Annotated in this window: 22 protein-coding genes; 9 read left to right on the forward strand and 13 right to left on the reverse strand. The window is 46.1% G+C overall.

Annotated features, from left to right (window positions below; all coding sequences use genetic code 11):
* Window positions 1-7: 7 nt before the first annotated feature.
* The 3 genes from purB to mnmA all read right to left on the reverse strand — a co-directional run bounded on the left by purB (window position 8) and on the right by mnmA (window position 3254).
* The gene (purB, locus tag GT360_RS05135; protein ID WP_164647832.1) at window positions 8-1378 is read right to left on the reverse strand and encodes an adenylosuccinate lyase; all 1371 of its coding nucleotides are present in this window, start codon (window positions 1376-1378) and stop codon (window positions 8-10) included.
* A 49-nt stretch (window positions 1379-1427) separates the two neighbouring features.
* Window positions 1428-2045, reverse strand: a complete 618-nt coding sequence (gene hflD / locus GT360_RS05140) for a high frequency lysogenization protein HflD (protein WP_164647833.1) — start codon at window positions 2043-2045, stop codon at window positions 1428-1430.
* A gap of 87 nt (window positions 2046-2132) precedes the next feature.
* Window positions 2133-3254 (reverse strand): tRNA 2-thiouridine(34) synthase MnmA, encoded by a 1122-nt coding sequence (gene mnmA / locus GT360_RS05145; RefSeq protein ID WP_164647834.1) that lies wholly within the window; start codon window positions 3252-3254, stop codon window positions 2133-2135.
* 287 nt (window positions 3255-3541) lie between these two features.
* Here mnmA and GT360_RS05150 point away from each other — a divergent pair, with 287 nt between their 5' ends.
* On the forward strand, window positions 3542-4846 hold the full coding sequence (locus GT360_RS05150) for an inosine/guanosine kinase (protein WP_164647835.1): 1305 nt from the start codon (window positions 3542-3544) through the stop codon (window positions 4844-4846).
* 174 nt (window positions 4847-5020) lie between these two features.
* Here GT360_RS05150 and aqpZ read toward each other — a convergent pair whose 3' ends face one another.
* Both aqpZ and GT360_RS05160 read right to left on the reverse strand, forming a co-directional pair.
* Window positions 5021-5719 (reverse strand): aquaporin Z, encoded by a 699-nt coding sequence (gene aqpZ, locus GT360_RS05155; protein ID WP_164647836.1) that lies wholly within the window; start codon window positions 5717-5719, stop codon window positions 5021-5023.
* Between the two features lie 132 nt (window positions 5720-5851).
* Window positions 5852-6082, reverse strand: coding sequence for a YkgJ family cysteine cluster protein (locus tag GT360_RS05160; protein WP_164647837.1), 231 nt, complete (start codon window positions 6080-6082; stop codon window positions 5852-5854).
* 162 nt (window positions 6083-6244) lie between these two features.
* On the opposite strand from GT360_RS05160, the gene GT360_RS05165 reads away from it, so the two are divergent.
* From GT360_RS05165 to GT360_RS05190, 6 genes are all read left to right on the forward strand, one after another.
* Window positions 6245-6682 carry a YcgN family cysteine cluster protein gene (locus tag GT360_RS05165; RefSeq protein WP_164647838.1) on the forward strand — a complete coding sequence of 146 codons (438 nt, stop codon included), beginning with the start codon at window positions 6245-6247 and terminating at the stop codon, window positions 6680-6682.
* A gap of 425 nt (window positions 6683-7107) precedes the next feature.
* Window positions 7108-8397 carry an NAD(P)/FAD-dependent oxidoreductase gene (locus GT360_RS05170; protein ID WP_164647839.1) on the forward strand — a complete coding sequence of 430 codons (1290 nt, stop codon included), beginning with the start codon at window positions 7108-7110 and terminating at the stop codon, window positions 8395-8397.
* A gap of 251 nt (window positions 8398-8648) precedes the next feature.
* The gene (locus GT360_RS05175; protein ID WP_164647840.1) at window positions 8649-8957 is read left to right on the forward strand and encodes a hypothetical protein; all 309 of its coding nucleotides are present in this window, start codon (window positions 8649-8651) and stop codon (window positions 8955-8957) included.
* Between the two features lie 66 nt (window positions 8958-9023).
* A complete protein-coding gene (locus GT360_RS05180; protein ID WP_164647841.1) occupies window positions 9024-11138 on the forward strand; it encodes a protein-disulfide reductase DsbD family protein in 2115 nt (704 codons plus the stop codon).
* Window positions 11135-11638 (forward strand): protein disulfide oxidoreductase, encoded by a 504-nt coding sequence (locus GT360_RS05185; protein ID WP_239502588.1) that lies wholly within the window; start codon window positions 11135-11137, stop codon window positions 11636-11638. The genes GT360_RS05180 and GT360_RS05185 overlap by 4 nt, the downstream gene beginning before the upstream one ends.
* A gap of 11 nt (window positions 11639-11649) precedes the next feature.
* Window positions 11650-12354 (forward strand): DsbA family protein, encoded by a 705-nt coding sequence (locus GT360_RS05190; protein WP_164647842.1) that lies wholly within the window; start codon window positions 11650-11652, stop codon window positions 12352-12354.
* 56 nt (window positions 12355-12410) lie between these two features.
* Here GT360_RS05190 and GT360_RS05195 read toward each other — a convergent pair whose 3' ends face one another.
* The 5 genes from GT360_RS05195 to gap form a co-directional block, all read right to left on the reverse strand.
* Entirely contained in the window at window positions 12411-12749 is a 339-nt protein-coding gene (locus GT360_RS05195; protein ID WP_164647843.1) for a hypothetical protein, read from the reverse strand.
* A gap of 146 nt (window positions 12750-12895) precedes the next feature.
* Window positions 12896-13846 (reverse strand): ChaN family lipoprotein, encoded by a 951-nt coding sequence (locus GT360_RS05200; protein ID WP_164647844.1) that lies wholly within the window; start codon window positions 13844-13846, stop codon window positions 12896-12898.
* A 145-nt stretch (window positions 13847-13991) separates the two neighbouring features.
* Window positions 13992-14798, reverse strand: a complete 807-nt coding sequence (gene rlmA, locus GT360_RS05205) for a 23S rRNA (guanine(745)-N(1))-methyltransferase (RefSeq protein WP_164647845.1) — start codon at window positions 14796-14798, stop codon at window positions 13992-13994.
* 85 nt (window positions 14799-14883) lie between these two features.
* Entirely contained in the window at window positions 14884-15765 is an 882-nt protein-coding gene (locus tag GT360_RS05210) for a D-hexose-6-phosphate mutarotase (protein ID WP_164647846.1), read from the reverse strand.
* Window positions 15766-15933: 168 nt separating this feature from the next.
* Complete coding sequence (gap, locus tag GT360_RS05215) at window positions 15934-16929, reverse strand: type I glyceraldehyde-3-phosphate dehydrogenase (RefSeq protein WP_164647847.1); 996 nt, start codon at window positions 16927-16929, stop codon at window positions 15934-15936.
* A 367-nt stretch (window positions 16930-17296) separates the two neighbouring features.
* On the opposite strand from gap, the gene msrB reads away from it, so the two are divergent.
* The gene (msrB, locus tag GT360_RS05220; RefSeq protein ID WP_164647848.1) at window positions 17297-17695 is read left to right on the forward strand and encodes a peptide-methionine (R)-S-oxide reductase MsrB; all 399 of its coding nucleotides are present in this window, start codon (window positions 17297-17299) and stop codon (window positions 17693-17695) included.
* Window positions 17696-17759: 64 nt separating this feature from the next.
* Here the strand turns inward: msrB and GT360_RS05225 are convergent, their stop codons facing one another.
* Window positions 17760-18581 carry a DUF2989 domain-containing protein gene (locus tag GT360_RS05225; protein ID WP_164649582.1) on the reverse strand — a complete coding sequence of 274 codons (822 nt, stop codon included), beginning with the start codon at window positions 18579-18581 and terminating at the stop codon, window positions 17760-17762.
* A 159-nt stretch (window positions 18582-18740) separates the two neighbouring features.
* Here GT360_RS05225 and GT360_RS05230 point away from each other — a divergent pair, with 159 nt between their 5' ends.
* On the forward strand, window positions 18741-19031 hold the full coding sequence (locus tag GT360_RS05230) for a YeaC family protein (RefSeq protein ID WP_164647849.1): 291 nt from the start codon (window positions 18741-18743) through the stop codon (window positions 19029-19031).
* A 123-nt stretch (window positions 19032-19154) separates the two neighbouring features.
* Here GT360_RS05230 and ansA read toward each other — a convergent pair whose 3' ends face one another.
* Entirely contained in the window at window positions 19155-20168 is a 1014-nt protein-coding gene (ansA, locus tag GT360_RS05235) for an asparaginase (protein WP_164647850.1), read from the reverse strand.
* A gap of 101 nt (window positions 20169-20269) precedes the next feature.
* Window positions 20270-22126 (reverse strand): signal peptide peptidase SppA, encoded by a 1857-nt coding sequence (sppA, locus tag GT360_RS05240; protein ID WP_164647851.1) that lies wholly within the window; start codon window positions 22124-22126, stop codon window positions 20270-20272.
* Window positions 22127-22354: the final 228 nt, after the last annotated feature.

Here is a 22354-nt window from a genome sequence, read left to right on the forward strand (position 1 = left end):
TTAATGCTTACAGCGTGTCAGTTAGCTCGATTGCTTGACCAATGTAGTTAGCTGGCGTCATCTCTTTAAGACGTGCTTTTTCGTGCTCAGGAAGCTCAAGGCCGTCGATGAAGTTACGCATAGCTTCACCGTCAACACGCTTACCGCGAGTCAGCTCTTTTAGCTTCTCGTATGGCTTTTCGATACCGTAGCGACGCATCACTGTCTGTACCGGCTCTGCTAGTACTTCCCAGTTTTGATCGAGTTCAGCAAGTAGTGCTTCACGGTTAACTTCAAGCTTACTAATACCTTTCAAAGTCGAAGTGTATGCAATGATTGCGTAGCCAACACCAACGCCAAGGTTACGTAGAACCGTTGAGTCCGTTAGGTCACGCTGCCAGCGAGAGATTGGCAGTTTTTGTGCAAGGTGGCCAAACACTGCGTTAGCTAGACCTAGGTTGCCTTCAGAGTTTTCGAAGTCGATAGGGTTCACTTTGTGCGGCATTGTTGAAGAGCCGATTTCACCTGCGATTGTTTTCTGCTTGAAGTGACCCAGTGCGATGTAGCCCCAAACGTCACGATCGAAGTCGATTAGGATTGTGTTGAAGCGAGCGATAGCATCGAACAACTCAGCAATGTAGTCGTGTGGCTCAATTTGCGTCGTGAACGGGTTCCAAGTAACGCCTAGAGACTCAGTGATGAACTCTTCAGAGAACTTGTGCCAATCTAGCTCTGGGTAAGCAGATAGGTGAGCATTGTAGTTACCTACAGCACCGTTGATTTTACCCAGGATCTCAACAGATTCGATCTGCTTGTATTGACGCTCCATACGGTAAGCAACGTTAGCCATCTCTTTACCCATAGTAGAAGGAGACGCAGGCTGACCGTGTGTGCGTGATAGAAGAGGAATATCACGGTATTCAACAGCAAGTGCTTTGATCGCATCAATGATGTTTTTGATTTCTGGAAGAATAACAGACTCGCGCGCTTCTTTAAGCATAAGAGCGTGCGAAGTATTGTTGATGTCTTCAGAAGTACATGCAAAGTGAATGAACTCGTTAACCGCGTGTAGCTCAGGAACGCCCGCGACTTTCTCTTTCAGGAAGTACTCAACCGCTTTAACATCGTGGTTAGTTGTGCGCTCAATCTCTTTGATACGTGCTGCATCTTCTTCGTTAAAGTTTGCTGCAACGTCGTCTAGGAATTGGTTTGCTTCAGCGCTAAATGCAGGTACTTCTGCGATTTCTGCAGTTGCCGCAAGCTTCTGTAGCCAACGGATTTCAACGATAGTGCGGTACTTTAAAAGGCCATACTCACTAAAGATGCTGCGTAGCGCAATCGTTTTACTACCGTATCGGCCATCTACCGGTGAAACAGCAGTCAGTGCTGACAGTTCCATGTTGTTCTCCTGAGTGTTGAGGTTAAGAGTTAAATAATTAGGGTGTCGTTTACATGCGAGCAAGCAAGATTTGCGCTTGTTCAACCATCTTCTTACGACTGAAAATGAGGTGGCGGCGTTTACCACCAACTTGGCGCCACAGAACCGCACTACGAATACCAGAGAGCAATAGGGCGCGAACACGCTGCTGAGTGCCTGTTTGCTGCAAGACCGCAGGGGTGCCTGTTACTTGAATGCGAGGGCCAATAGGGCTAATAACATCAAGGTATACACTTGCAAGGTTGCTAAGCATCTGCTCATCAAGCAGCTCGTAGTGGTCTAGTTGGCGCTCTAGCATACTCAAGCGGTCACCAAGCTGTGCCATCGCATCGCGACGCGTGTTCAGCTTACGCTCAAGCGCCATCAAACTAATGATATAACGGGTGATTTCGCTCCCCGCTGGCGAATTATCGATGCCTTTTACAATACACTCTAGGCCGATGCGTAGATCCGCTTCACGACCGAACACATTCAGTGTGCTGTTGGGATTGGTATTGAGGATCGCTTTCAGAGAAGATTCAAACGCGTCAGAGTCACAGGTCCCGTTTTTAGCCACATCTTGAACTAGGGACACCGCTTGACAAATACCCGCAAAGGCAATCGTGCGGTCATAAAGATCATGTGCCACGTTTTACTTCTCCTTAAAAACTAATTAGCTAACAGTTTATTGTCTCAAAAAGGCTACCACCTAACAAAAAGTGATAGCCCATCGTCATCAGATACGCGCTTCGATGATACCACCACCAAGACACACTTCGCCTTGGTAGAACACCGCAGATTGACCTGGAGTCACAGCCACTTGTGGTTCATCAAACAATACCTTGATGGTGTTCTCATCAACAGGAACAACAGTACAAGGAATATCGGTTTGACGGTAACGTGTTTTTACTGAGCACTTAAACGGTTCTGTTACCGTTTCACGGTCAACCCAGTGTAGCTGCGAAGCAACCAGACCTTGTGATTTTAGCAAAGGGTGATCCGCGCCTTGAACTGCAATCAATACATTACGCTTGAGATCTTTTTCTGCTACGTACCACGGGTCTTCGTTACCACCGCCGCCTTTCTGGCCACCAATGTGTAGACCTTTACGCTGACCTAGCGTGTGATACATCAGGCCTTGGTGCTCACCAATGACTTTACCTTCAGGTGTTTCAATTTTACCTGGTTGCGCTGGTAAATAGCGAGACAAGAAGTCTGTAAACTTGCGCTCACCGATAAAACAGATACCGGTTGAGTCTTTTTTCTTCGCTGTAATTAGACCTTGCTCTTCAGCAATACGGCGTACTTCTGGTTTCTCGAGTTCACCAACAGGGAACAAGCTGCGCGCCACTTGGTCGCTGCTGAGTGTATAAAGGAAGTAGCTCTGGTCTTTGTTGCCATCAATACCGCGAAGCATTTGAGGCTTTTCGCCATTCTCAGGGAAAGAGCGACGAACGTAGTGACCCATCGCAATGTAGTCTGCGTCGAGTACGTCATCGGCAAAATCTAAGAAGGCTTTGAATTTGATCTCTTTGTTACACAGAATATCTGGGTTTGGCGTACGGCCCGCTTTATATTCAGCAAGGAAGTACTCAAATACGTTATCCCAATATTCAGCAGCAAAGTTAATGGTATGAAGGTGAATACCCAGCTTGTCACAGACCGCCTGAGCATCAGCAAGGTCTTCGGCTGCTGTACAGTATTCTTCATTATCATCCTCTTCCCAGTTCTTCATGAACAAGCCTTCCACTTGGTAGCCTTGCTGCTTTAGAAGATAGGCAGAAACGGACGAATCCACACCGCCGGACATACCGACAATAACTTTTTTATCGCTGTTAGCAGAACGGTTTTCTGACATTACTTAACACCACTCAATTTAACTGGACGGTGATTCTAACAGAAACTAATTCACGGTGACAGTTCCGAGATCGAAATCACAATTCTGCCATTCCTTGGCGGCGTTTGTTTGTGTCCCGTTCAACCAAATCCTCTCAAATTTAGCTACAAACGCGTACCTTTTTGCTCAGGCATGCGGATTGTAACTGAGTAAAATAATAAAGCAAACGTTTGCGTTTGTTTGATTAATTGATGTACGTCACACAGAGGAGTAAACTGCCTTTTTTCCTTTTCCAAAGCAGATCCGACATGAAATTTCCAGGCCAGCGTAAATCGAAACACTATTTTCCTGTCCACGCACGTGACCCACTAGTGAGCCAAGCTCAAGATGACAAAACCATGTCACGTACTCACATTATCGGTATCGACCAAACCCTTGTGGATATCGAAGCCAACGTCACAACGGAACTGATTGAAAAGTATGGCTTGAGTAAAGGTCACTCATTGGTGATCGATGATGAGACCGCAGAGAGCCTTTATAATGAACTAAAGCATTCTCAATTGATCACGAATGAGTATGCGGGCGGTACCATCGGTAACACGCTGCATAACTACTCTGTGCTAGCGGATGACCGCTCAACGCTACTTGGTGTGATGAGCCAAGAGATTAAGATTGGTAGTTACGGTTACCGCTACTTATGCAACACATCAAGCCGCATGGATCTGAATCACCTTCAAGGTGTAGAAGGGGCGATTGGTCGCTGTTTTGCTCTAATCACGGAAGATGGTGAGCGTACGTTTGCTATCAGTGAAGGTCAGATGAATCAACTTCGTCCTGAGAGCATCCCAGAGAAGATTTTTGAAAGTGCTTCTGCTCTGGTACTCACCGCTTACTTAGTCCGTTGTAAAGATGGCGACCCAATGCCGGCAGCAACAATGAAGGCGATTGAGTACGCAAAGAAGTACGATGTCCCTGTTGTGTTGACGCTTGGCACTAAATTTGTCATCCAAGATGATCCAGAATACTGGCGTGAGTTTTTAAAAGAAAATATCACAGTGGTTGCGATGAACGAAGATGAAGCAGAAGCATTAACGGGTGAGTCGGATCCACTTGCTGCATCTGACAAGACACTCGATTGGGTTGATCTTGTACTTTGTACTGCTGGTCCTGTCGGTCTATTCATGGCGGGCTACACAGAAGAAGAATCGAAGCGCGAAACATCACTGCCGCTGCTACCTGGCTCGATTGCCGAGTTCAACCGTTATGAGTTTAGTCGTCCAGTCTCTAAATCTCTGTGTGACAACCCTATTAAGGTGTACTCACACATCGCGCCTTACATGGGCGGTCCAGAGAAAATTAAGAATACGAATGGTGCAGGTGATGCCGCTCTATCGGCTCTACTGCACGATATGGCAGCGAATAAGTACCATCGTGAAAATGTACCTAATTCAAGTAAGCACGCCCATGCCTTCTTGACGTACTCATCATTCTCTCAAGTTTGTAAGTACTCAAACCGCGCAAGCTACGAAGTGTTGGCTCAACACTCTCCGCGTCTATCAAAAGGTCTTCCAGAGCGCGAAGATAGCTTAGAAGAAGCCTACTGGGAACGTTAATACGTTACTTCAGATGACAAAAAGCACGCCCTAAACACTAGGCGTGCTTTTTTAGTTGTTATACGGTGGCAGTTCTCGTAAAGAACGATCATCCTGCGTTAGAGCGTCATCCTGAAGAATTTCAGGATCTACTCCCCACAATCACCAAAGTATGATTTAGCACACAGCAAGCCCTCAAGCCTCTCCCTCTTTTGTCGCAATCACACGATAAACAATCGCCCCCAATACGGCCCCAATAATCGGTGCTACCCAAAACAACCAAAGCTGTGAGACTGCCCAGTCCCCCACATAGATGGCGACGCCAGTACTCCTCGCGGGATTAACCGAGGTATTGGTGACTGGAATACTGATTAAGTGAATAAGAGTGAGGCCTAAACCAATCGCTAAGGGCGCAAACCCGGCCGGAGCTCGCTCGTCTGTCGCACCCATAATGATGATCAGGAACATCATGGTCATCACCACTTCGCACACCAAAGCGGCAAGCATGGAGTATTTGCCTGGGGAGTGTTCACCAAATCCATTGGAGGCGAACCCGGAAGACACAACGTCAAAGCCGGCCTGACCAGAGGCGATCACATACAGCACACCGCCTGCGAGCAACCCGCCAATCACTTGTGCTATAACATAGGGCACGACATCTTTGGTGGAAAAGCGGCCGCCACTCCACAAACCGATCGTCACCGCAGGGTTTAAATGACAACCGGAGATATGCCCGATGGCATAAGCCATGGTGACGACGGTAAGACCAAACGCAAGTGAGACACCGAGTAATCCGATACCGACATCCGGGAAGGCTGCTGCTAAAACTGCACTACCACACCCGCCAAGTACTAGCCAAAACGTTCCGATAAGTTCTGCCAAATATTTGTTCATTCACTCTATCCCTATGATGTTTGGTTGGTTCCTATCTCAGAAACTAGTAAACAAAATGGGAAAAAGTAGAGCTAGAAAGGAAAAATGAAAACTATTTGGCACCTGCTCTCAGGGGTGAGACAGAGGCGCTACTTAGGTCACTTTTTCAAGGTAGATAAGGTTATCAAGTGCTTTCTGATCGCTATCGCTACAGATATCTTTGTCCGCTTTGAAGTCGTGGCACACACGAGGGCGCTCAGGCTGACCAAAAATCTTACACAAGTTATTGTCATCAAGATGCTGGCAGCGAACATTGGCAGGCTTTCCCAGTGAGCTTATTGAAGGGGCGATACAGCACGCTCCGCAACCTAGACGACATTCCATAACAGTGACCAAAGACTAAAAGTGGACGGCAATTATCATCATTTTTGCTCAAGAATAAAGCACTTTTTTATCAGCTAAAATTGTAAGGTCTCTTGCACTTTTAAATCCAAACGTTTATACATGCAGCCCCTGATTCCGCAAGACAAAGAGTAGGTACACAACATGGCAAATTTTTGGGAGCAAAAGTCCCTAGCAGAAATGACGACACAAGAGTGGGAGTCACTGTGTGATGGTTGTGGTAAGTGTTGCTTACATAAGTTGATGGATGAAGATTCAGATGAAGTGTATTACACCAATGTCGCATGTAGCTGGCTCAATAGTAGAACGTGTTCTTGCAAGGATTACCCAAATCGATTTAGCTCAGGCGAAGAGTGCTTAAAGCTCACCCGCGAAAAAATAGATGAGTTTCATTGGCTCCCAGAGACTTGTGCCTATCGTTTGTTGGCAGAAAATAAGCCATTGCCAGAGTGGCACCCGTTGATCACTGGCTCCAAGTCAGCGATGCATGCGGCAGGAGAGAGTGTGCGCAACAAAGTGGTTTATGAGATTGACGTTGTGGATTGGGAAGATCATATATTGAACCATCCGAATAGAAAATAACGTTAAAAATAGCCTCGACCTTGCTCGAGGCTATTTTTTTGGTGGCTATTGTGTTGTCTTCGTTATTCTTAAATAACCCTTATAACAGTTAACCTTATCGACGAGGATTTCCTTCGCGGAGCGTAATAAATTTACAAAACCGTAAAATTAATAATGAAATTCCTCACCAATTCTCTTGCACACGCCTCGAACCCCTATATAATGACCGAAACTAAAAAAAATTGATAAATATCAATAAAAGTTGAATAAGGCATACAATAATGCCATTAAGACTGCCTCGGGAAGCGGCAGCGTAAAGTCAGATCTTAGATGAGCACCACTCAACACGCTCACAGCTTTAGGCTAAGGGAATAACCAGTTTCGAGTCGATAGAGCCTGTCTGTCGACGAAAATTTTGAAGTAAAAAAATTAAGAGGAAGTGTATTGTGACTAATATCGTAGTTGTCGGTGGCGGCGCAGGGGGACTGGAGCTCGCTACTAAATTAGGTCGTACACTAGGTCGTAAAGATAAAGCGAAAGTGACGCTTGTTGACCGCAAGGCAAGTCACCTTTGGAAGCCTTTGCTACACGAAGTAGCGACTGGCTCTTTGGATGAAGGTGTGGATGCATTGAGCTATCGTGCTCACGCAAAAAACCATGGTTTCGATTTCCAAATGGGCAGTCTTGAAAGCATCGATCGTGACGAGAAATTCATCACGCTAAGCGAGCTAAAAGACGAGCAAGGGGAGCTTTTGATGCCAAGCCGCAACATCGCCTATGATGTGTTGGTTCTTGCTATTGGCTCTACATCGAACGATTTCAACACCCCTGGTGTCCGTGACAACTGCATCTTCCTAGATAGTCCTGAACAAGCGCACCGTTTCCGTACAGAAATGAACAACGAGTTCTTAAAGCTGCACGCGAACAATGGCCAAGGTACGGTTGATATTGCGATTGTTGGTGCGGGTGCGACAGGTGTTGAACTGTCGGCTGAATTACACAATGCTGTAAAAGAATTACGTACTTACGGTTTTGGTGACCTTGATTCAAGCAAACTGAATGTAAACCTTGTGGAAGCAGGTGAGCGCATCTTGCCAGCGTTACCACCACGTATCTCGTCTGCAGCCCACAGTGAGTTAACCAAGCTAGGCGTGAATGTGCGTACAGCGACAATGGTGACTCAGGCCGACAAAGACGGATTGACCACCAAAGATGGTGAAAAAATTCCAGCACAGATCATGGTGTGGGCTGCGGGCATTAAAGCGCCAGATTTCATGAAAGAGATTGCCGGCCTAGAAACGAACCGTATCAACCAGTTGGTTGTAAAAGATACACTGCAAACCACGCGTGATGACAGTATCTTTGTGATTGGTGACCTAGCGCAGTGCACGCAGGCGGATGGTTCGTTTGTTCCACCTCGAGCACAAGCGGCGCACCAAATGGCATCGCAGGCGTATAAGAACATCCTTGCTCAGATGAATGGTCGTGAGCTAAAAGCCTACGAATACCAAGACCATGGTTCACTGGTTTCTCTAAGCCGCTTCTCAACGGTAGGTAGCCTAATGGGTAACCTCACCAAAGGCTCCATGATGGTAGAAGGCCGCATAGCCCGCGTCGTTTATATCTCGCTATATCGTATGCACCAAATGGCGCTGCACGGCGTGATGAAAACTGGCCTGATGATGCTTGTTGGTCGAATTAACCGTGTGTTACGACCAAACCTGAAACTGCACTAATCGAGAGTATCGAGTTGTAAAGCCAGTAGAGATTATCTACTGGCTTTTTCATTTTCGTTTGTAAACAACGATGCGTTTGCAATGTGAACACGATTTGTAACGGGATTTAACGACCAAAGAGAAAGGCTTGTGATTCTCATTCACTCTCGCTATTGTGAGACTTCTATTAACATGCGGTCACGCTAATGACACTATTTGCCAGAGACAGTCGAGCTAAACTTAGCCTAATCCTTGTGGGTTGGGTGGTTTTGATGTGTCTGACAAAAAATGTCGGTATTAGTCAGGCAGCCTGCCCACTGCATGCAGCGCCAAGTCCATCTGAATATGTGTCTACCTCGCAGATTAGCGAGATAGATGAATCGACCGAGCATTGTGATTTATCAGGCCACCTGCTACAAAACCATCTTTCTAGCGTTGATTTCGTTGCACTAGTGTCATTTGCTCTAGCAATCGCGATTATTGCTTGGATAGCCTCACTGGCTAATCCAATCCCTACGTTTACTGAACCCATAGTCTCTCCTATACGGCTACATAAAAGGCATTGTGTATTCAGAGAGTAAAAACATCGTATTAGCTAGCAATAACGCTAGCCAGAATTCGTTGTATTTACTTTATGGACTATTACTATGCAAAATTTACTTTGGCGAACCTCATTATTCGTCAAAATAGGACTACTTTTCAGTCTGCTAAGCTTTCCTCTACTCGCTAAAACGATTGAAACACCATGGTTGGTGAACCCGGATCATCCGCCAGTCGATATCCAATTTGCGTTAACGGGCGATGTTGAACAGGACTCAAACTCGGTGTTAGGTCTACTGCATGTGCGGCTTGCCGATGACTGGAAAACGTATTGGCGCTCTCCCGGTGAAGGGGGAATTGCTCCGACTTTAAGTTGGAAAGATTCGTCGCACAATATACAAGCTGTTGATTGGTTTTGGCCTTTTCCCGAACAGTTTAATATCTTGGGAATCCGAACCCTGGGTTATCAAAAGGAAGTGGTGTTCCCGCTTCATGTTCGAGTGGAAGATCTCAACCAACCGGTACAACTCAAGTCAGTGTTAACTCTGCCGACGTGTACTACTATCTGTGTTCTCACCGACTACCCCATTGACTTGGAGTTTGAGCCTCAAGCGCTGATGTTCTCGGAAGAGAGAATGTTTCAGTTTAGCCAAGCAATGAGCAAAGTGCCGCCACAAGCGAGCGATACAGAAGTCGTTTCTGCAATTTGGGATCAAATGGATCAGCGTTTAGCGGTGACATTGCGACAGGTTAACTCATGGTCAATGCCCACCATCCTACCTTTTGTCGAGGCGATGGAGCTTGAAGAGTTGGATTTCCAACTCGTTTCTAGCCAAGTTCAGTCTGAGACCCTCACTCTGCTTTACGATGTCTTTTCATGGACTGGAGAGGTGGATCTTCAGGGTCAGGTCGTCAACCTGAATATCAAAGATAACCATCGCTTGTTTGACATCGGCTTTAGTCCTTCGGCAGGTATCGTCGAAGAAGCCAATATACCCGTCTCATCTGTCTCTACCCTGACGGTTTTTGGTTGGGCCCTGATAGGTGGCTTGATTTTGAATATCATGCCCTGTGTGTTGCCAGTTCTCGGTATGAAACTGAACACCATCGTCAGTGCACAAGGTGTGGGCAAACAGACGATAAGAAAGCAGTTTTTAGCAACGAGTGCAGGTATCGTAGCCTGTTTTTGGCTGATAGCCGTGAGCTTGTCACTGCTTAAATTCGCGGGCCACTCAATTGGCTGGGGTATGCAGTTTCAAAGTGTCTGGTTCTTAGCCCTGATGGCTCTCGTGACGGGATTGTTTGCGTTCAACATGCTTGGCTTGTTGACCGTTTCACTACCCAATCGCATCGCAAATTGGGCGGGGAGTAAAGGCGACAACTCTTACGCTGGTCACTTCGTTCAGGGCATGTTTGCGACACTTCTGGCCACGCCTTGTAGCGCACCGTTCTTGGCAACGGCCATCGCTTATGCATTTGGTGCGGATATGTTAACCCTGTTTGCCATCTTCACCGCTCTAGCTCTTGGGATGTCTTTGCCTTGGTTAGCGATTGCCTTGTACCCAAAGGCAGTTCGTTGGTTACCTAAGCCAGGCAAATGGATGCTTTGGTTCAAACTTGCTCTAGGTACGATGATGCTGCTCACTAGTATCTGGTTACTCACGCTATTGAGACACCATATTCCCCTATTTTGGGTCGTGACGATTGGCTTATTCATGTTTGTGTGGATGCTTCGTCAAATCAAGCGCAACTATGGTGATAAGAGCATGGTGGTGTTTGGCTCTTTAGGGATAGTGCTATCGGCTGGTGGCATTTTTGTGGCAAGCATGACAACAGACAGTTGGGTTACTCCTCTCCCTCCAGAACCACAATGGGTTGCCTTGTCTCAAGATTCGATTGATGAGTTAGTAGGAGAGGGCAAAACGGTGTTTGTGGATGTTAGCGCAGATTGGTGTATCACCTGTAAGTCAAACAAGATCGGTGTATTGCTACAACAGCCTGTGTACGGCGAACTTCATGCCGATGATACCGTACCGATGCTTGGTGACTGGACGCGAGCGCAATCGACGGTGACTGAGTATTTACGGGCCAATAACCGTTTTGGAGTGCCATTTAATATTGTTTATGGGCCCGGTGCGCCAGAGGGTATTCCGCTCCCTGTTATTCTGAACGATCAAACGGTGCTTGATGCACTGAACAAGGCCAGGGGAGAGAAGCGATGAACAAAAGATTGGGTGTTATGCGTTTTATAAAGCAAACGTGTCTCTACTTGAGCCTATTTATTGTGGTGTCGACTGGTGTGGATTGGTATAGGACGTCAGATGGCCTTCAAGAACTGCCAAGTGCGTTGATTTCGCAAACGATAGACGGTGAGTCAGTTGATTTGGTTGAAATGAGTTCTGACTCTCCTGTTATCGTTTACTTTTGGGCAACGTGGTGCTCAGTATGCCGTTTTGTCAGCCCTTCAGTGAGTTGGCTATCTGATTATTACCCTACGTATGCTGTTGCGCTCAGTTCAGGCAGCGATGCTCGTGTTCAGGCTTTCACCCAATCACATAACTACAACTTTGAAACTATTAATGACACACAAGGGTCGTGGATGAAGTCATGGCAAATCTCCGTGACGCCAACGATCTATATCCTCCATCAAGGGGAAATCAAATCAGCAACGACAGGTTTTACTTCACCAATCGGAATATTGGTGCGAGCTTGGCTGTCGTAAAGGAAATCGAAATGTTCAAAAAACTCAATGTACTTGTTACAACACTCGTTGTTATATTCACGTCCTTTCATCTCTTTGCCCAAGAGCAAGACGTATTGATCGCGGAGATAAACGACATACTAAAAGAGAATCCAGAAATCGTTGCACCCCTGCATCAGAACTTGGTGTCCTATCTCGATCAATCACGCTCCTTAGCGGAGAAAATAGACTCTTACCAAGAGCTGTTTCATCATCCAGACCAGCCTTATTTTGGCAACAAGGATGGAGAACTGACTATTGTCGCCTTCTATGATTACAGCTGCCCTTTTTGTAAGCGCCTCGAGCCAGAATTAGAGAAAGTGGTGAAAGCTTATCCGAATGTAAAGGTGATCCATATGTTGATGCCACTGAAAGAACAGGGGAATACTGAGAACTCAGCTGCGCTGGCGATGAATGTCTGGAAGCATGACCATAGTAGCTTCAGTGAAACTCATGAATTGTTAGTGAAAAAGCGTGGCGCACACAATGTGCGTTCAGTGAAGAGTGTGGCAAAAAAGACCGCCACTGAGGCCGCTTTGGAGCAAGACTTAGAGACGGAATCTCGATTAGCTCAGAATTATCAGGTGTTTATCGATCTGGGTATGCGCGGCACTCCAGCGATGATAATTGGTGATGAAATTGTTTCGGGCTATGTCCCCTTTGAACGCTTGAAACAAGTCGTCGAAGCGAAACTATAGCTCTAAATAGAAAGAGCCTCGATGAGGCTCTTTCTACAGATAACAATCGTAATTCGCTATATAAGCATGAGCAGTAGACCGCCAATCGTTGCCGCTGCGGAAACATATTGCCCTGCGGTATAGGATGGGTCATTCTGCTCTTTCACTGTATCAGGGTGATCCATTCCCAGCGCACCATAGGCGAAAGACTCAACCGTATTCCCTTTTGTTTCTTTCGTTGCTGTATCTTGCGGTGCTTGCGCCAACCTCTCTTTGGCTTCGTTGGAAATCGAAACCTTGTCCGTTGTTGCGCTGCCTGTTATTCCTTTACGTTGTACACCAGGGCCTTGTGCTTTTAGTTGCCCCTTTTGTTGCAACTGATAAGTCTGAGCTGATGCAGAGTTAATAGGGTTCACGATTCCCTCCTATACGGCCTGTCGCCTATTCATTGTATCGACCGCAATGTGAAAAACTTGTGCTGAAAATTACACTGAGTCGTATTCAGACATACTTAGCAAAACTAGTGCCGAATTTTTGGGCGTTACTTGTCGCCAGATAGAAGTTAGTCGCAGGAAGCCGGAGTAATACCGTGCCCAAACGAGTGATAGGCTTCCATTCGGTGCTTTTCTTGAACATATCGTTGTGGAGGGGGTAATACTTGAAGGGTAAAATCGCTTCCGGACTCGACCTCTGACGAAGGACTAATCGTCACAACGCTCAGGTCTGAATTGAGCCTATTAATGACTCGTTTGATACCAAGACCTTTATTTATGTGGAAGTCGCCCGCGATATGCATGACTTTGCTCGTTGGATTATTTTCGAGGTGATTGACAATACTCTCGGCCATCGTCTCATCCCAAGTTGCCTGAGCGGCATATTGCTGTTCATTCATTGACGGATCGTCATGATGCATTGAGGCTAAGAACTGCTGCTTGTAGGGATTATCACTCAAGTCTATGTTGGTTGCTACCCACTTCCGCTCGTCGGTCGGTAGCTCCTCTAGATACTCCAGTCCACGTTGACCGACACAGCGAACAATTTTCCGAGGTGCGTTAGCAGCGACGATGGACTGCTGATTGAGTTTTGCGAGCTCAACTAAAGCTCGGTAGTCACTCTCATAATTAGGCCAAGCATTGGCTTTCTTTTTTAGGAACTGTTCGCCTATGGTGCCACTTAAATAGGCATCCACTAGGCGTTGTTTATCTCGCGTAAATTGCTCCATTGAGAGGGTTACCTCCTCATTGGATTGAATCAGGTGATGATAAAGTTCTGTCTGAAAGCGATGGACGGCGGAGTGGGTGTGCCACTCACCGACAAGAACAACATCAGCAGTTTGAAGCTTTTCTGACAAAGACTCTATATCTAGGGCTCTACTATTTTGGATAATTTGATAGTCGTAGTAGTGCGCGATAGAAGGGATCTGCGCAGGCGCTTGAGACGATTGTATGCAACTGGCGAGTAGCAGGGTTATGGTCAATGTTGCTGCGGAATGGGTTGTTGTTCGTCTGTGCATATCCACTATCCCCTTCGGCCCAAGAGCCCTCCACAATCGATAATGGTGTTGTCATTGTGGAACGGCTCAGAATGAACTTTGAGTCTATGAGAGGACACGCTTATTAGCAAATCATGCACGGGATCAGCGTGGCATAGAGGATGCTTTAACGAGCCTTACGATAGACCCTGATTGAGAAGTCAGTGTCACACACGAACGCTTCCCTCGATTTTAAATCAGCAACGAGCCCTGGCGATGCTTTCCAAGCAAAGGGGGTCATCTGCAGTAAGTCATACGCATCTGAACCTGAAAGGTGCATTGGATAACTCAGGTTCTCTTCAGATTCCAACTCAAAACCAACGATCGATTCCGCCTCATCGTGATGTAACCGAACCTCTTCGTAGATCAGTTCGCGAAGTTGGAATAAGTGTCGTGCGGCAGGAGTAACGGTAATAATGATGCCATTATCGGCGATAGTCCGATAAAGCTCATCGTGATGACATGGAGCATATATGCGTACCACGGCGTTGAGTGAGTTATCAGAGAAGGGCAGGCGCTGGCTTGAAGCTACCGTAAAGTTGACATCACTGTACCGTTTGGCAGCCTGTTTAATCATCGCCTTAGAGATATCCAAACCAAAGACGGTCGACTGTGTTTCTTGAGCCAAATGAGAAGTGTAATAGCCCTCACCACAGCCAATATCAAGGATAGTAGACGTTTGCTGGTGGGTATTTTCTAGACAGAGTTCAGCGATTCTATTTCTTAACCGGGCGTAATAATCGTGGTCAAGAAAGCGTCGTCTTGCCTGCATCATCTCTTTGTTGTCACCAGGATCTTTTGAACGCTTATGCTGCACGGGCATCAAGTTGACATAGCCTTCTTTCGCAAGATCGAAGCTATGATTGTTTGAGCAACGGTAGGTACGGTCAGTCAAGGTTAGCGATTGATGACAAAGCGGACATTGGTAGGACATGGCAAAGGGTTCTTAGATGAAAGTGCGCCAAGTCTAACAGGAATTAACAAGGGGCTAAAGGGAGGAACTTAGCCCCAGAGGGAAATTAAGCACCGATAACGGTAGACAGAACGTGTGTTTCCCCCGGTTGTAAGGTAACACCTTGTGTAATGTCGTTCGCGTGAACGCTTGACTCGACACAGATCATTGTCTGATAGCCTTCGTCACTCATATCATCCATTGATTGAGCGCCTTCTGCCCATGGGTTCCAGAGTACAGCCGAATTGTGTCCCTGATTTTCCACTGTGATCACCCGATTGATGATAGGGTCGTGAACGTTAATTTGAGCTTCTGGATGCGTGTATACACGGTCAATAGTGCCCGTTAATACAAGAGCGTCACCACCTTCACATTGCTTACCGCCTTGCAAGCTGTCTAGATACTGTGGTCCCATTCCTGTTGTTTTGGTTTGGCGGATGTCACCAACATTGAGGTAGGTGTGTAGTGCTCCAGAGAACGTCCACTCTTCATCGTCGATGTTGATGATATTAAGCGATACTTTCATCTGCTCAGCGACCTCGATCACTAAGCGAACATCAAACAGGTGTGGCCAAATATCATGCGTTTCTTCTGATGGGAAAAGGGCGAGCTCTACGATGACGCCTTTATCGTTCTCGCGGTGTTCAACCAACTCCCATTGGGTAGTACGGGCAAAACCGTGTGCAGGCGCCGCTATTCGACCAAACCACGGCCAGCATACAGGAATACCACCACGGATAGCTGCCTTTCCGTCAAATTGAGCTTCTTGGCTCATCCAGATCAGGTCCTGTTGACCGTTTGGGGTAAACGACAGCACATGACCACCATGCAAGGAGATCGCGGCTGTCGCCTTTTCATGTTGAATACGAACAACTTTGATGTCATCAAGTTTGGCGATGCTTACACAGTCTGAGAGTGCGCTTATCGCTGGGAGAGTTGAATAGTCCATTGAGTTATCTCCAGAAGGGGGAAGAGAAATATGAATAGCGATATCGTCGATTCTTGGAGAACAATGAAGACATTGCTATCAACACTTCTGTATGACAGGTACTAAAAAGGCGACCCTAAAGTCGCCTTTCTTCAACATAATTCTATGCTAAACGCTTAATCTAAGTGATTACTTAGATACGTGAGCGATTAGGTCTAGAACTTTGTTTGAGTAACCGATTTCGTTGTCGTACCAAGATACAACTTTAACGAACTTGTCGTTAAGTGCGATACCAGCTTTAGCATCGAATACTGAAGTGCAAACTTCACCGATGAAGTCTTGAGAAACAACTTGGTCTTCAGTGTAACCAAGAACGCCAGCCATTTCGCCTTCAGAAGCTTCTTTCATAGCTGCACAGATAGCTTCGTAAGAAGCACCGTTCTTAAGGTTAACTGTTAGATCAACTACAGAAACGTTAGCAGTTGGTACGCGGAAAGCCATACCAGTTAGTTTGCCGTTTACTTCTGGAAGTACAACGCCTACAGCTTTAGCAGCACCAGTTGAAGATGGGATGATGTTCTGAGAAGCACCACGGCCACCGCGCCAGTCTTTAGCAGAAGGGCCATCTACAGTTTTTTGAGTTGCTGTAGTAGCGTGAACTGTAGTCATTAGACCAGACTCGATACCGAACTTGTCGTTAAGAACTTTAGCGATAGGCGCTAGACAGTTAGTCGTACAAGAAGCGTTAGAAACGATGTCTTGACCAGCGTAAGTGTCGAAGTTTACGCCGCTAACGAACATTGGAGTAGCGTCTTTTGAAGGACCAGTTAGAACAACTTTCTTCGCACCAGCAGTGATGTGCTTACGTGCAGTCTCGTCAGTTAGGAAAAGACCCGTTGCTTCAGCAACAACGTCAACACCGATTTCGTCCCATTTTAGGTCTTCTGGGTTACGCTCAGCTGTAACACGTACAGTTTTACCGTTAACGATTAGGTTACCGCCTTCAACTTCAACAGTACCGTTGAAACGGCCGTGAGTTGAGTCATACTTAAGCATGTAAGCCATGTAATCTACGTCGATTAGGTCGTTGATACCTACTACTTCGATGTCAGCGCGCTCTTGTGCTGCACGGAAAACGAAACGACCGATACGGCCAAAACCATTAATACCTACTTTGATAGTCATTATAGTTGCTCCACAACTTTATATTTCTTGATGAAAGATAACTGGTAGTAAAATTACAAAACCGGTTGAAATTCTGCAACAGATAATCCGACTTAAGTTGTTTCATGTCAAAAAAAACATCCGATTTTTTTCACAATTTGTCTTAAATGCTCGTTTTTTATGCGTGTTACAGGTTTATTTCATCAAGCGTTCACTTAAAATACCAAGCCAACAGAGAAATTTCAGGGTTTAGTATTACCTTGTTACGGTGAGAAAGTATGTGCTACAACCATGCTGTTTCGCAAGTCTTAATTTTAAAAGTTTTAGTCAGCAATCTAGAGGACTCGATCCTCGTACAACCAATAATAATAGAAAGTGGAAAACGAGAATGGAAAAGATAGAGAAGCCTGATTCCGTATGGCGTCAGGAGTTAACCGCAGAAGAGTTCAGAGTGTGCCGAGAGCAAGGTACCGAAGCGCCATTTTCAGGGACGTTACTCCACAATAGAGATACAGGTATTTACCATTGCACTTGCTGCCAAGCACCACTTTTCGAGTCCGAGAATAAGTTCGACTCTGGTTGTGGATGGCCAAGCTTTGATGCCGCTATAAATGATGAAGCCATCCGTTATTTGCGCGATACAAGTCACGGTATGGTTCGAACTGAAATTCGCTGTGCTCGTTGCGATAGCCATTTGGGGCATGTGTTCCCAGATGGGCCGCCAACGACAGGAGAACGTTACTGTGTTAATTCAGTTTCGTTAATATTTAACAAAAATGAAAGTTAATAAAACTGAAAGCGGAGTGAAATGTTCGCCAGTGCAATCGTGCGTTGACTGGCGAAAGGGCTTTTTATCGAAATTTAATAGAGCGAGATTGGTAGGTGTGAAGTTCAATTTCCTGCAAAATTGAATTGGCTTGCGCCTCTAGGTCTTGTTTTTGCTCATTGCTTAAATCGCTGTAAAGGTAATTGAGCTCTTGCTTTGATGCAATGGCAACACCGTGAGATTTAGCAACCATAGACCATAGGTATGCTTGATCTAAGCGTTGGTTTTTATAGTATAAACTGCTCAGTGTTTTGAATATCTCTGTATTGGGCTTAGCTGTCTTTGAAAGCTCAAGAGAACGGTGCAGGAGTTGCTCAGTCTTCTGCTCGTCTCTAGAACTATAAAATGTTGCTAAAGCATACTGCATTTCAGCAGTCTCTAGCTCTGGGCGTCCTTCACGTTGTAAAAAACGGCGTCGAGAAGCATCGTCGCCAGTGTGTGACCAGAGAAAGTAAAGGACTTCAGCAGAGTCGGAGGTCTTAAGCTCTTCTACGAGGCGGCGATATTCTTCTCCCATGAAAATCATGGTTTCAACGCGCTTCGTTTTGCGCTCACGTGCGTCTAGAGGCTCTATTTGTGCAGCCAGTTCAAGGCACGAACGATACTTTGCAACCAACTCAATCTCTTTGATTTTGTTGACATCAGTGGGGCTTTTTAGCTTGTCGTAACGTTGCCAAACTAAATTGGTGCGGTCGATTCGACATTGACCGTCCTCCATATTGAGGAACTGGCACTTTAGGTCTGGGTTGTCTGCACAAAGCCTGTCTGTGTCTGTCGTATTGTCGAAACAGCCACTTAGAAAAATGATTGTCGCTGTTAATAGACTGAGTTTTACCAACTGATACATCATATGCGTGATCAATTCCGCTTATTAATTGTCTGACGGTTGACTGGTTTTACCAGAGAGTTATTGTATTTGTAACAAAATATTTCAGTATCTCATTAAGGGTTTCAAACGCCTGTTAGCCGTCAAAAAATAGATACCGTTAGAACAAGGATAATCATCATGGATGCAAACAAGCTACTTGAAGCCATTACCCCAGAAGTGTACCAACGCTTGACCTATGCTGTTGAAACGGGCCGTTGGCCTGAAGGCCAGACGCTAACCCAAGCTCAGCGTGACTCATGCATGCAAGCTGTCATGCTTTATCAATCCAAGCATAATACCGAAGCACAACATATGACGATTGCTGCGGGTGGTGATATTGCTTTCAAATCGAAAAGCGAGTTAAAACGTGAATTTCAACCGCAGTCGCAAGACATAGCCCGCTTTAAAGTAACAGAAAATGAAGCATGATTTCTTTCGACACATTGTTGTGATGCGATGATAAAAAAAAGGTAGCCATTGTGGCTACCTTTTTTAACAATTCGTATCTAAAAATCGCGAATAAATAGCTAAATGCTGTTTTTACACTCTTTGTTACAAGCTCATTTCACCACGCAACACCTGTTGCATTTGCGCTTTTACTTCTTCATAACTGAGGTTTTGACTGAGTAGGAAGTGTAGTTTGGCTAATGCGGCTTCTGGTGTCATATCAAACCCACTGATAACGCCTGCGTCAGCAAGTGCACACCCTGTTGCGTATCCGCCCATGTTCACTTTGCCTGCTAAACATTGAGTTAAGTTCACCACGATCACACCGCGCTCTGATGCTTCTTTGAGGTGGCCGAGTAGCTCAGCGTTCTGCGGAGCGTTACCCACACCAAAAGTAAGCAGAATCATTGCGTTCACAGGTTGGCGCAGCGTATTACGAATGACCTCGTGTGAAATACCTGGATACATGGTGATCACGCCGATGGGTTGAGGCGTGATGTTGTGGACGAAGAAATCGCCTTCTGGCTTTTTATCGACTTCAACACCATTACTGACTTTGATACTGATTCCGGCCTCTAGCAGGGCTGGTAGGTTTGGTGAGGTAAATGCGTTAAAACCATCAGCATGTGACTTGGTACTGCGGTTGCCACGCATCAATTGGTTGTTGAAGAACAGGGTGACTTCGTTGATTGGGTAGTTAGCAGCGATATGCAATGCATTAAGCAAATTAGCTTGACCATCTGAGCGCAGTTCTGCCAGTGGAATTTGCGACCCCGTAACGATGACGGGTTTGCCAAGATTCTCTAGCATAAATGACAGCGCTGATGCTGTGTAAGCCATGGTATCTGTACCATGCAAAATGACGAAGCCATCATACTTGTCGTAATTGTCGCGAATGTCATCTGCGATCTGTTGCCAGTCCATAGGCGTCATATCCGAAGAGTCGATCAATGGCTCATACTCATGGATCGTATATTCAGGCATCTCAGGACGATGGAACTCAGGCATGCTCGCCAGTTGTTTCTCCATAAAACCTGCGACAGGGATATAGCCGTGATCGGATTTCTGCATGCCGATCGTGCCGCCTGTATACGCGATGTAGATATGCTTTCTAGTCATAGGGCTGCTTCAGAATAGGAAAAAGGACGCCAATTATATAATCAGCGTCCTTTTAGTCTAGGTGAAATGTACTTTGTGGTCGTGGTTTTTGGTTTCTACACTCAGAGCAGATTACAATTTAAGCACAAGGCATAGTGACCCTTGGGGTCATTAAAACTATTCAATAGGTTACTATCTTGCGCAATTTGCTTAGCCATGGGTGTGATGGCTGCGGGTAGCGAGATCTCAAAGTGCTCGAATGCTGCAATGGACACTTGGTTGAACATCTCTTGAACAAATTGTTGCAGTGGCGATAGAGGCTCTTGTACCCAGTACACGTTGTACTCTTCAATGTCAGCGAGTAGTGCTGCGGTAGCCATAGCATCGTCAAAGTCACCCATGGCATCGACCAGCCCGAGATCCATCGCGTCTTGTCCCGTCCATACTCGACCTTCCGCGATGCTCTCCATTTTCGCTACATCAATATTCCGTCCTTCGGCAACTAAGCCGGTGAAGCGGTTGTAAGCGTGCTCAACACCAAGTTGGATAGCTTCTGATGCTCCAGCAGACAAGCCGGTTGTCACGCCCACACCCGAGAATGGGGAAGTACCGATACCGTCAGTTTTGACGCCAATGTTATCGAGCCCTTTCTCGAAGGTCGTGATGACGCTAAAGACACCAATTGAACCAGTGAGTGTTGTTGGTTGAGCGAGGATTTTATCTGCGCTCATGGATACCCAGTAACCACCGGATGCGGCTAGACTAGACATGGATACAACAACAGGTTTTCCTGCTTCGCGCAGAGCAACAACCTCATGGCGAATCACCTCGGAAGCAAAAGCGCTACCCCCAGGGCTATCGACACGTAAGACAACCGCCTTCACTGAGTCGTCATTTCGTGCTTGGCGCAAAAGAGCAGCCGTAGTATCGCCGCCAACAGTGTTGCGCTGCTGACGACCATCCATAATCGCACCGCTCACAACCACTACTGCAATGTCGTCTTTTGCGCTTGAGTTATCACTAATAAAGGTGTTTTGATACTCATAAAAGCCAATCGCGTTGTAGCTATCTTTGCCTTTTGCTCCAAACACATCTGCCATTTGAGCACGGATCTCTTGACGAGTTGCGAGCTCATCCACCAAACCGATTTTTAACGCGAGTGCGGCAAGATCACCGTTAACCTCTTTCATGAGCGCGAGGAACTCTTCCATTGATGGGTTGAGTGCCTCTGGCGTGATATCACGATTGGCAGACACATCATCAACGTACGCCCCCCACATTTGGCTCAACCAGCGAGATGCAGATTCTTTCGCTTCATCTGACATGTCGTCACGCGTAAACGGCTCAATCGCAGATTTATAGGTGCCAACGCGGAAAACGTGAGTGTTGACATCCAGCTTCTCTAATAGCTCTTTGTAGTAGAGGTTGTAAGCGCTGTAGCCTTTTAATAACACACCACCGTCTGGCGACAAGAAGACTTTGTCGGCATAACTTGCTAAGTAGTACTGACTTTGGTTGTACATACCTCCGGCCGAATACACAGGTTTACCCGATGCGCGAAACTCGGTTAATGCTTTGGCAATGTAGCGAAGTTTAGTCAGATTAGTCTCCGGCATCTCGTTGAGAGCCAAAACAATGCCGGTGATTTGCGGGTCATCTTTTGCGTGGCGGATAGTTTCCACGATGTCGAACAATACGTTCTCTCTTGGCATCTCACTACCGAGCAAAGAGCCCGTTAGGGAGTCCATTGGGTTGATGTAAGAGCGCTCTTCAACGATTGGGCCAGAAATGTTAACAATCAGTGCTGACTCTTTCTTGACTTCTGGCAGCGCGGTGGCTTTCTCCGTCTGCTTGTAGGTAAAGACGAAAATACCGATAAATAGCAGGAAAAGTAGATTGGCGAGCGCCAACCGAATAAAGGTAATACCTTTCCAAATACCTTTGAATATCATGCCGATAAACTTGAACAGAGTTTTCATTGGTTCTCCACAGTGAGGTTCGCATCCTGTGATAACAGGGAGATAGCCTCACATCCTACGTTAAGCTATGTCTTCTAACAACTTTAGGTGAAAATCATCAATTGATCGTTGTTGCAAAAATGTAAACGGGTGTTTGATTTTTGAGTTTTGGCTGCCTATTCTGGTCAGACCATAACAATAAAAATTGCTCATCATAAAAAACATACGTTGAGCGTTATCGTCCAATAA

Source organism: Vibrio astriarenae, from assembly GCF_010587385.1.
Classification (GTDB): domain Bacteria; phylum Pseudomonadota; class Gammaproteobacteria; order Enterobacterales; family Vibrionaceae; genus Vibrio; species Vibrio astriarenae.

Excerpts from the sequence above, each read along its gene's own strand:
- purB (WP_164647832.1), bottom strand. The coding sequence starts at position 1,378 with ATGGAACTGTCAGCACTGACTGCTGTTTCACCGGTAGATGGCCGATAC.
- mnmA (WP_164647834.1), bottom strand. The coding sequence starts at position 3,254 with ATGTCAGAAAACCGTTCTGCTAACAGCGATAAAAAAGTTATTGTCGGT.
- GT360_RS05150 (WP_164647835.1), top strand. The coding sequence starts at position 3,542 with ATGAAATTTCCAGGCCAGCGTAAATCGAAACACTATTTTCCTGTCCAC.
- aqpZ (WP_164647836.1), bottom strand. The coding sequence starts at position 5,719 with ATGAACAAATATTTGGCAGAACTTATCGGAACGTTTTGGCTAGTACTT.
- GT360_RS05160 (WP_164647837.1), bottom strand. The coding sequence starts at position 6,082 with ATGGAATGTCGTCTAGGTTGCGGAGCGTGCTGTATCGCCCCTTCAATA.
- GT360_RS05165 (WP_164647838.1), top strand. The coding sequence starts at position 6,245 with ATGGCAAATTTTTGGGAGCAAAAGTCCCTAGCAGAAATGACGACACAA.
- GT360_RS05175 (WP_164647840.1), top strand. The coding sequence starts at position 8,649 with ATGTGTCTGACAAAAAATGTCGGTATTAGTCAGGCAGCCTGCCCACTG.
- GT360_RS05180 (WP_164647841.1), top strand. The coding sequence starts at position 9,024 with ATGCAAAATTTACTTTGGCGAACCTCATTATTCGTCAAAATAGGACTA.
- GT360_RS05185 (WP_239502588.1), top strand. The coding sequence starts at position 11,135 with ATGAACAAAAGATTGGGTGTTATGCGTTTTATAAAGCAAACGTGTCTC.
- GT360_RS05190 (WP_164647842.1), top strand. The coding sequence starts at position 11,650 with ATGTTCAAAAAACTCAATGTACTTGTTACAACACTCGTTGTTATATTC.
- GT360_RS05200 (WP_164647844.1), bottom strand. The coding sequence starts at position 13,846 with ATGCACAGACGAACAACAACCCATTCCGCAGCAACATTGACCATAACC.
- rlmA (WP_164647845.1), bottom strand. The coding sequence starts at position 14,798 with ATGTCCTACCAATGTCCGCTTTGTCATCAATCGCTAACCTTGACTGAC.
- GT360_RS05210 (WP_164647846.1), bottom strand. The coding sequence starts at position 15,765 with ATGGACTATTCAACTCTCCCAGCGATAAGCGCACTCTCAGACTGTGTA.
- gap (WP_164647847.1), bottom strand. The coding sequence starts at position 16,929 with ATGACTATCAAAGTAGGTATTAATGGTTTTGGCCGTATCGGTCGTTTC.
- msrB (WP_164647848.1), top strand. The coding sequence starts at position 17,297 with ATGGAAAAGATAGAGAAGCCTGATTCCGTATGGCGTCAGGAGTTAACC.
- GT360_RS05225 (WP_164649582.1), bottom strand. The coding sequence starts at position 18,581 with ATGTATCAGTTGGTAAAACTCAGTCTATTAACAGCGACAATCATTTTT.
- GT360_RS05230 (WP_164647849.1), top strand. The coding sequence starts at position 18,741 with ATGGATGCAAACAAGCTACTTGAAGCCATTACCCCAGAAGTGTACCAA.
- ansA (WP_164647850.1), bottom strand. The coding sequence starts at position 20,168 with ATGACTAGAAAGCATATCTACATCGCGTATACAGGCGGCACGATCGGC.
- sppA (WP_164647851.1), bottom strand. The coding sequence starts at position 22,126 with ATGAAAACTCTGTTCAAGTTTATCGGCATGATATTCAAAGGTATTTGG.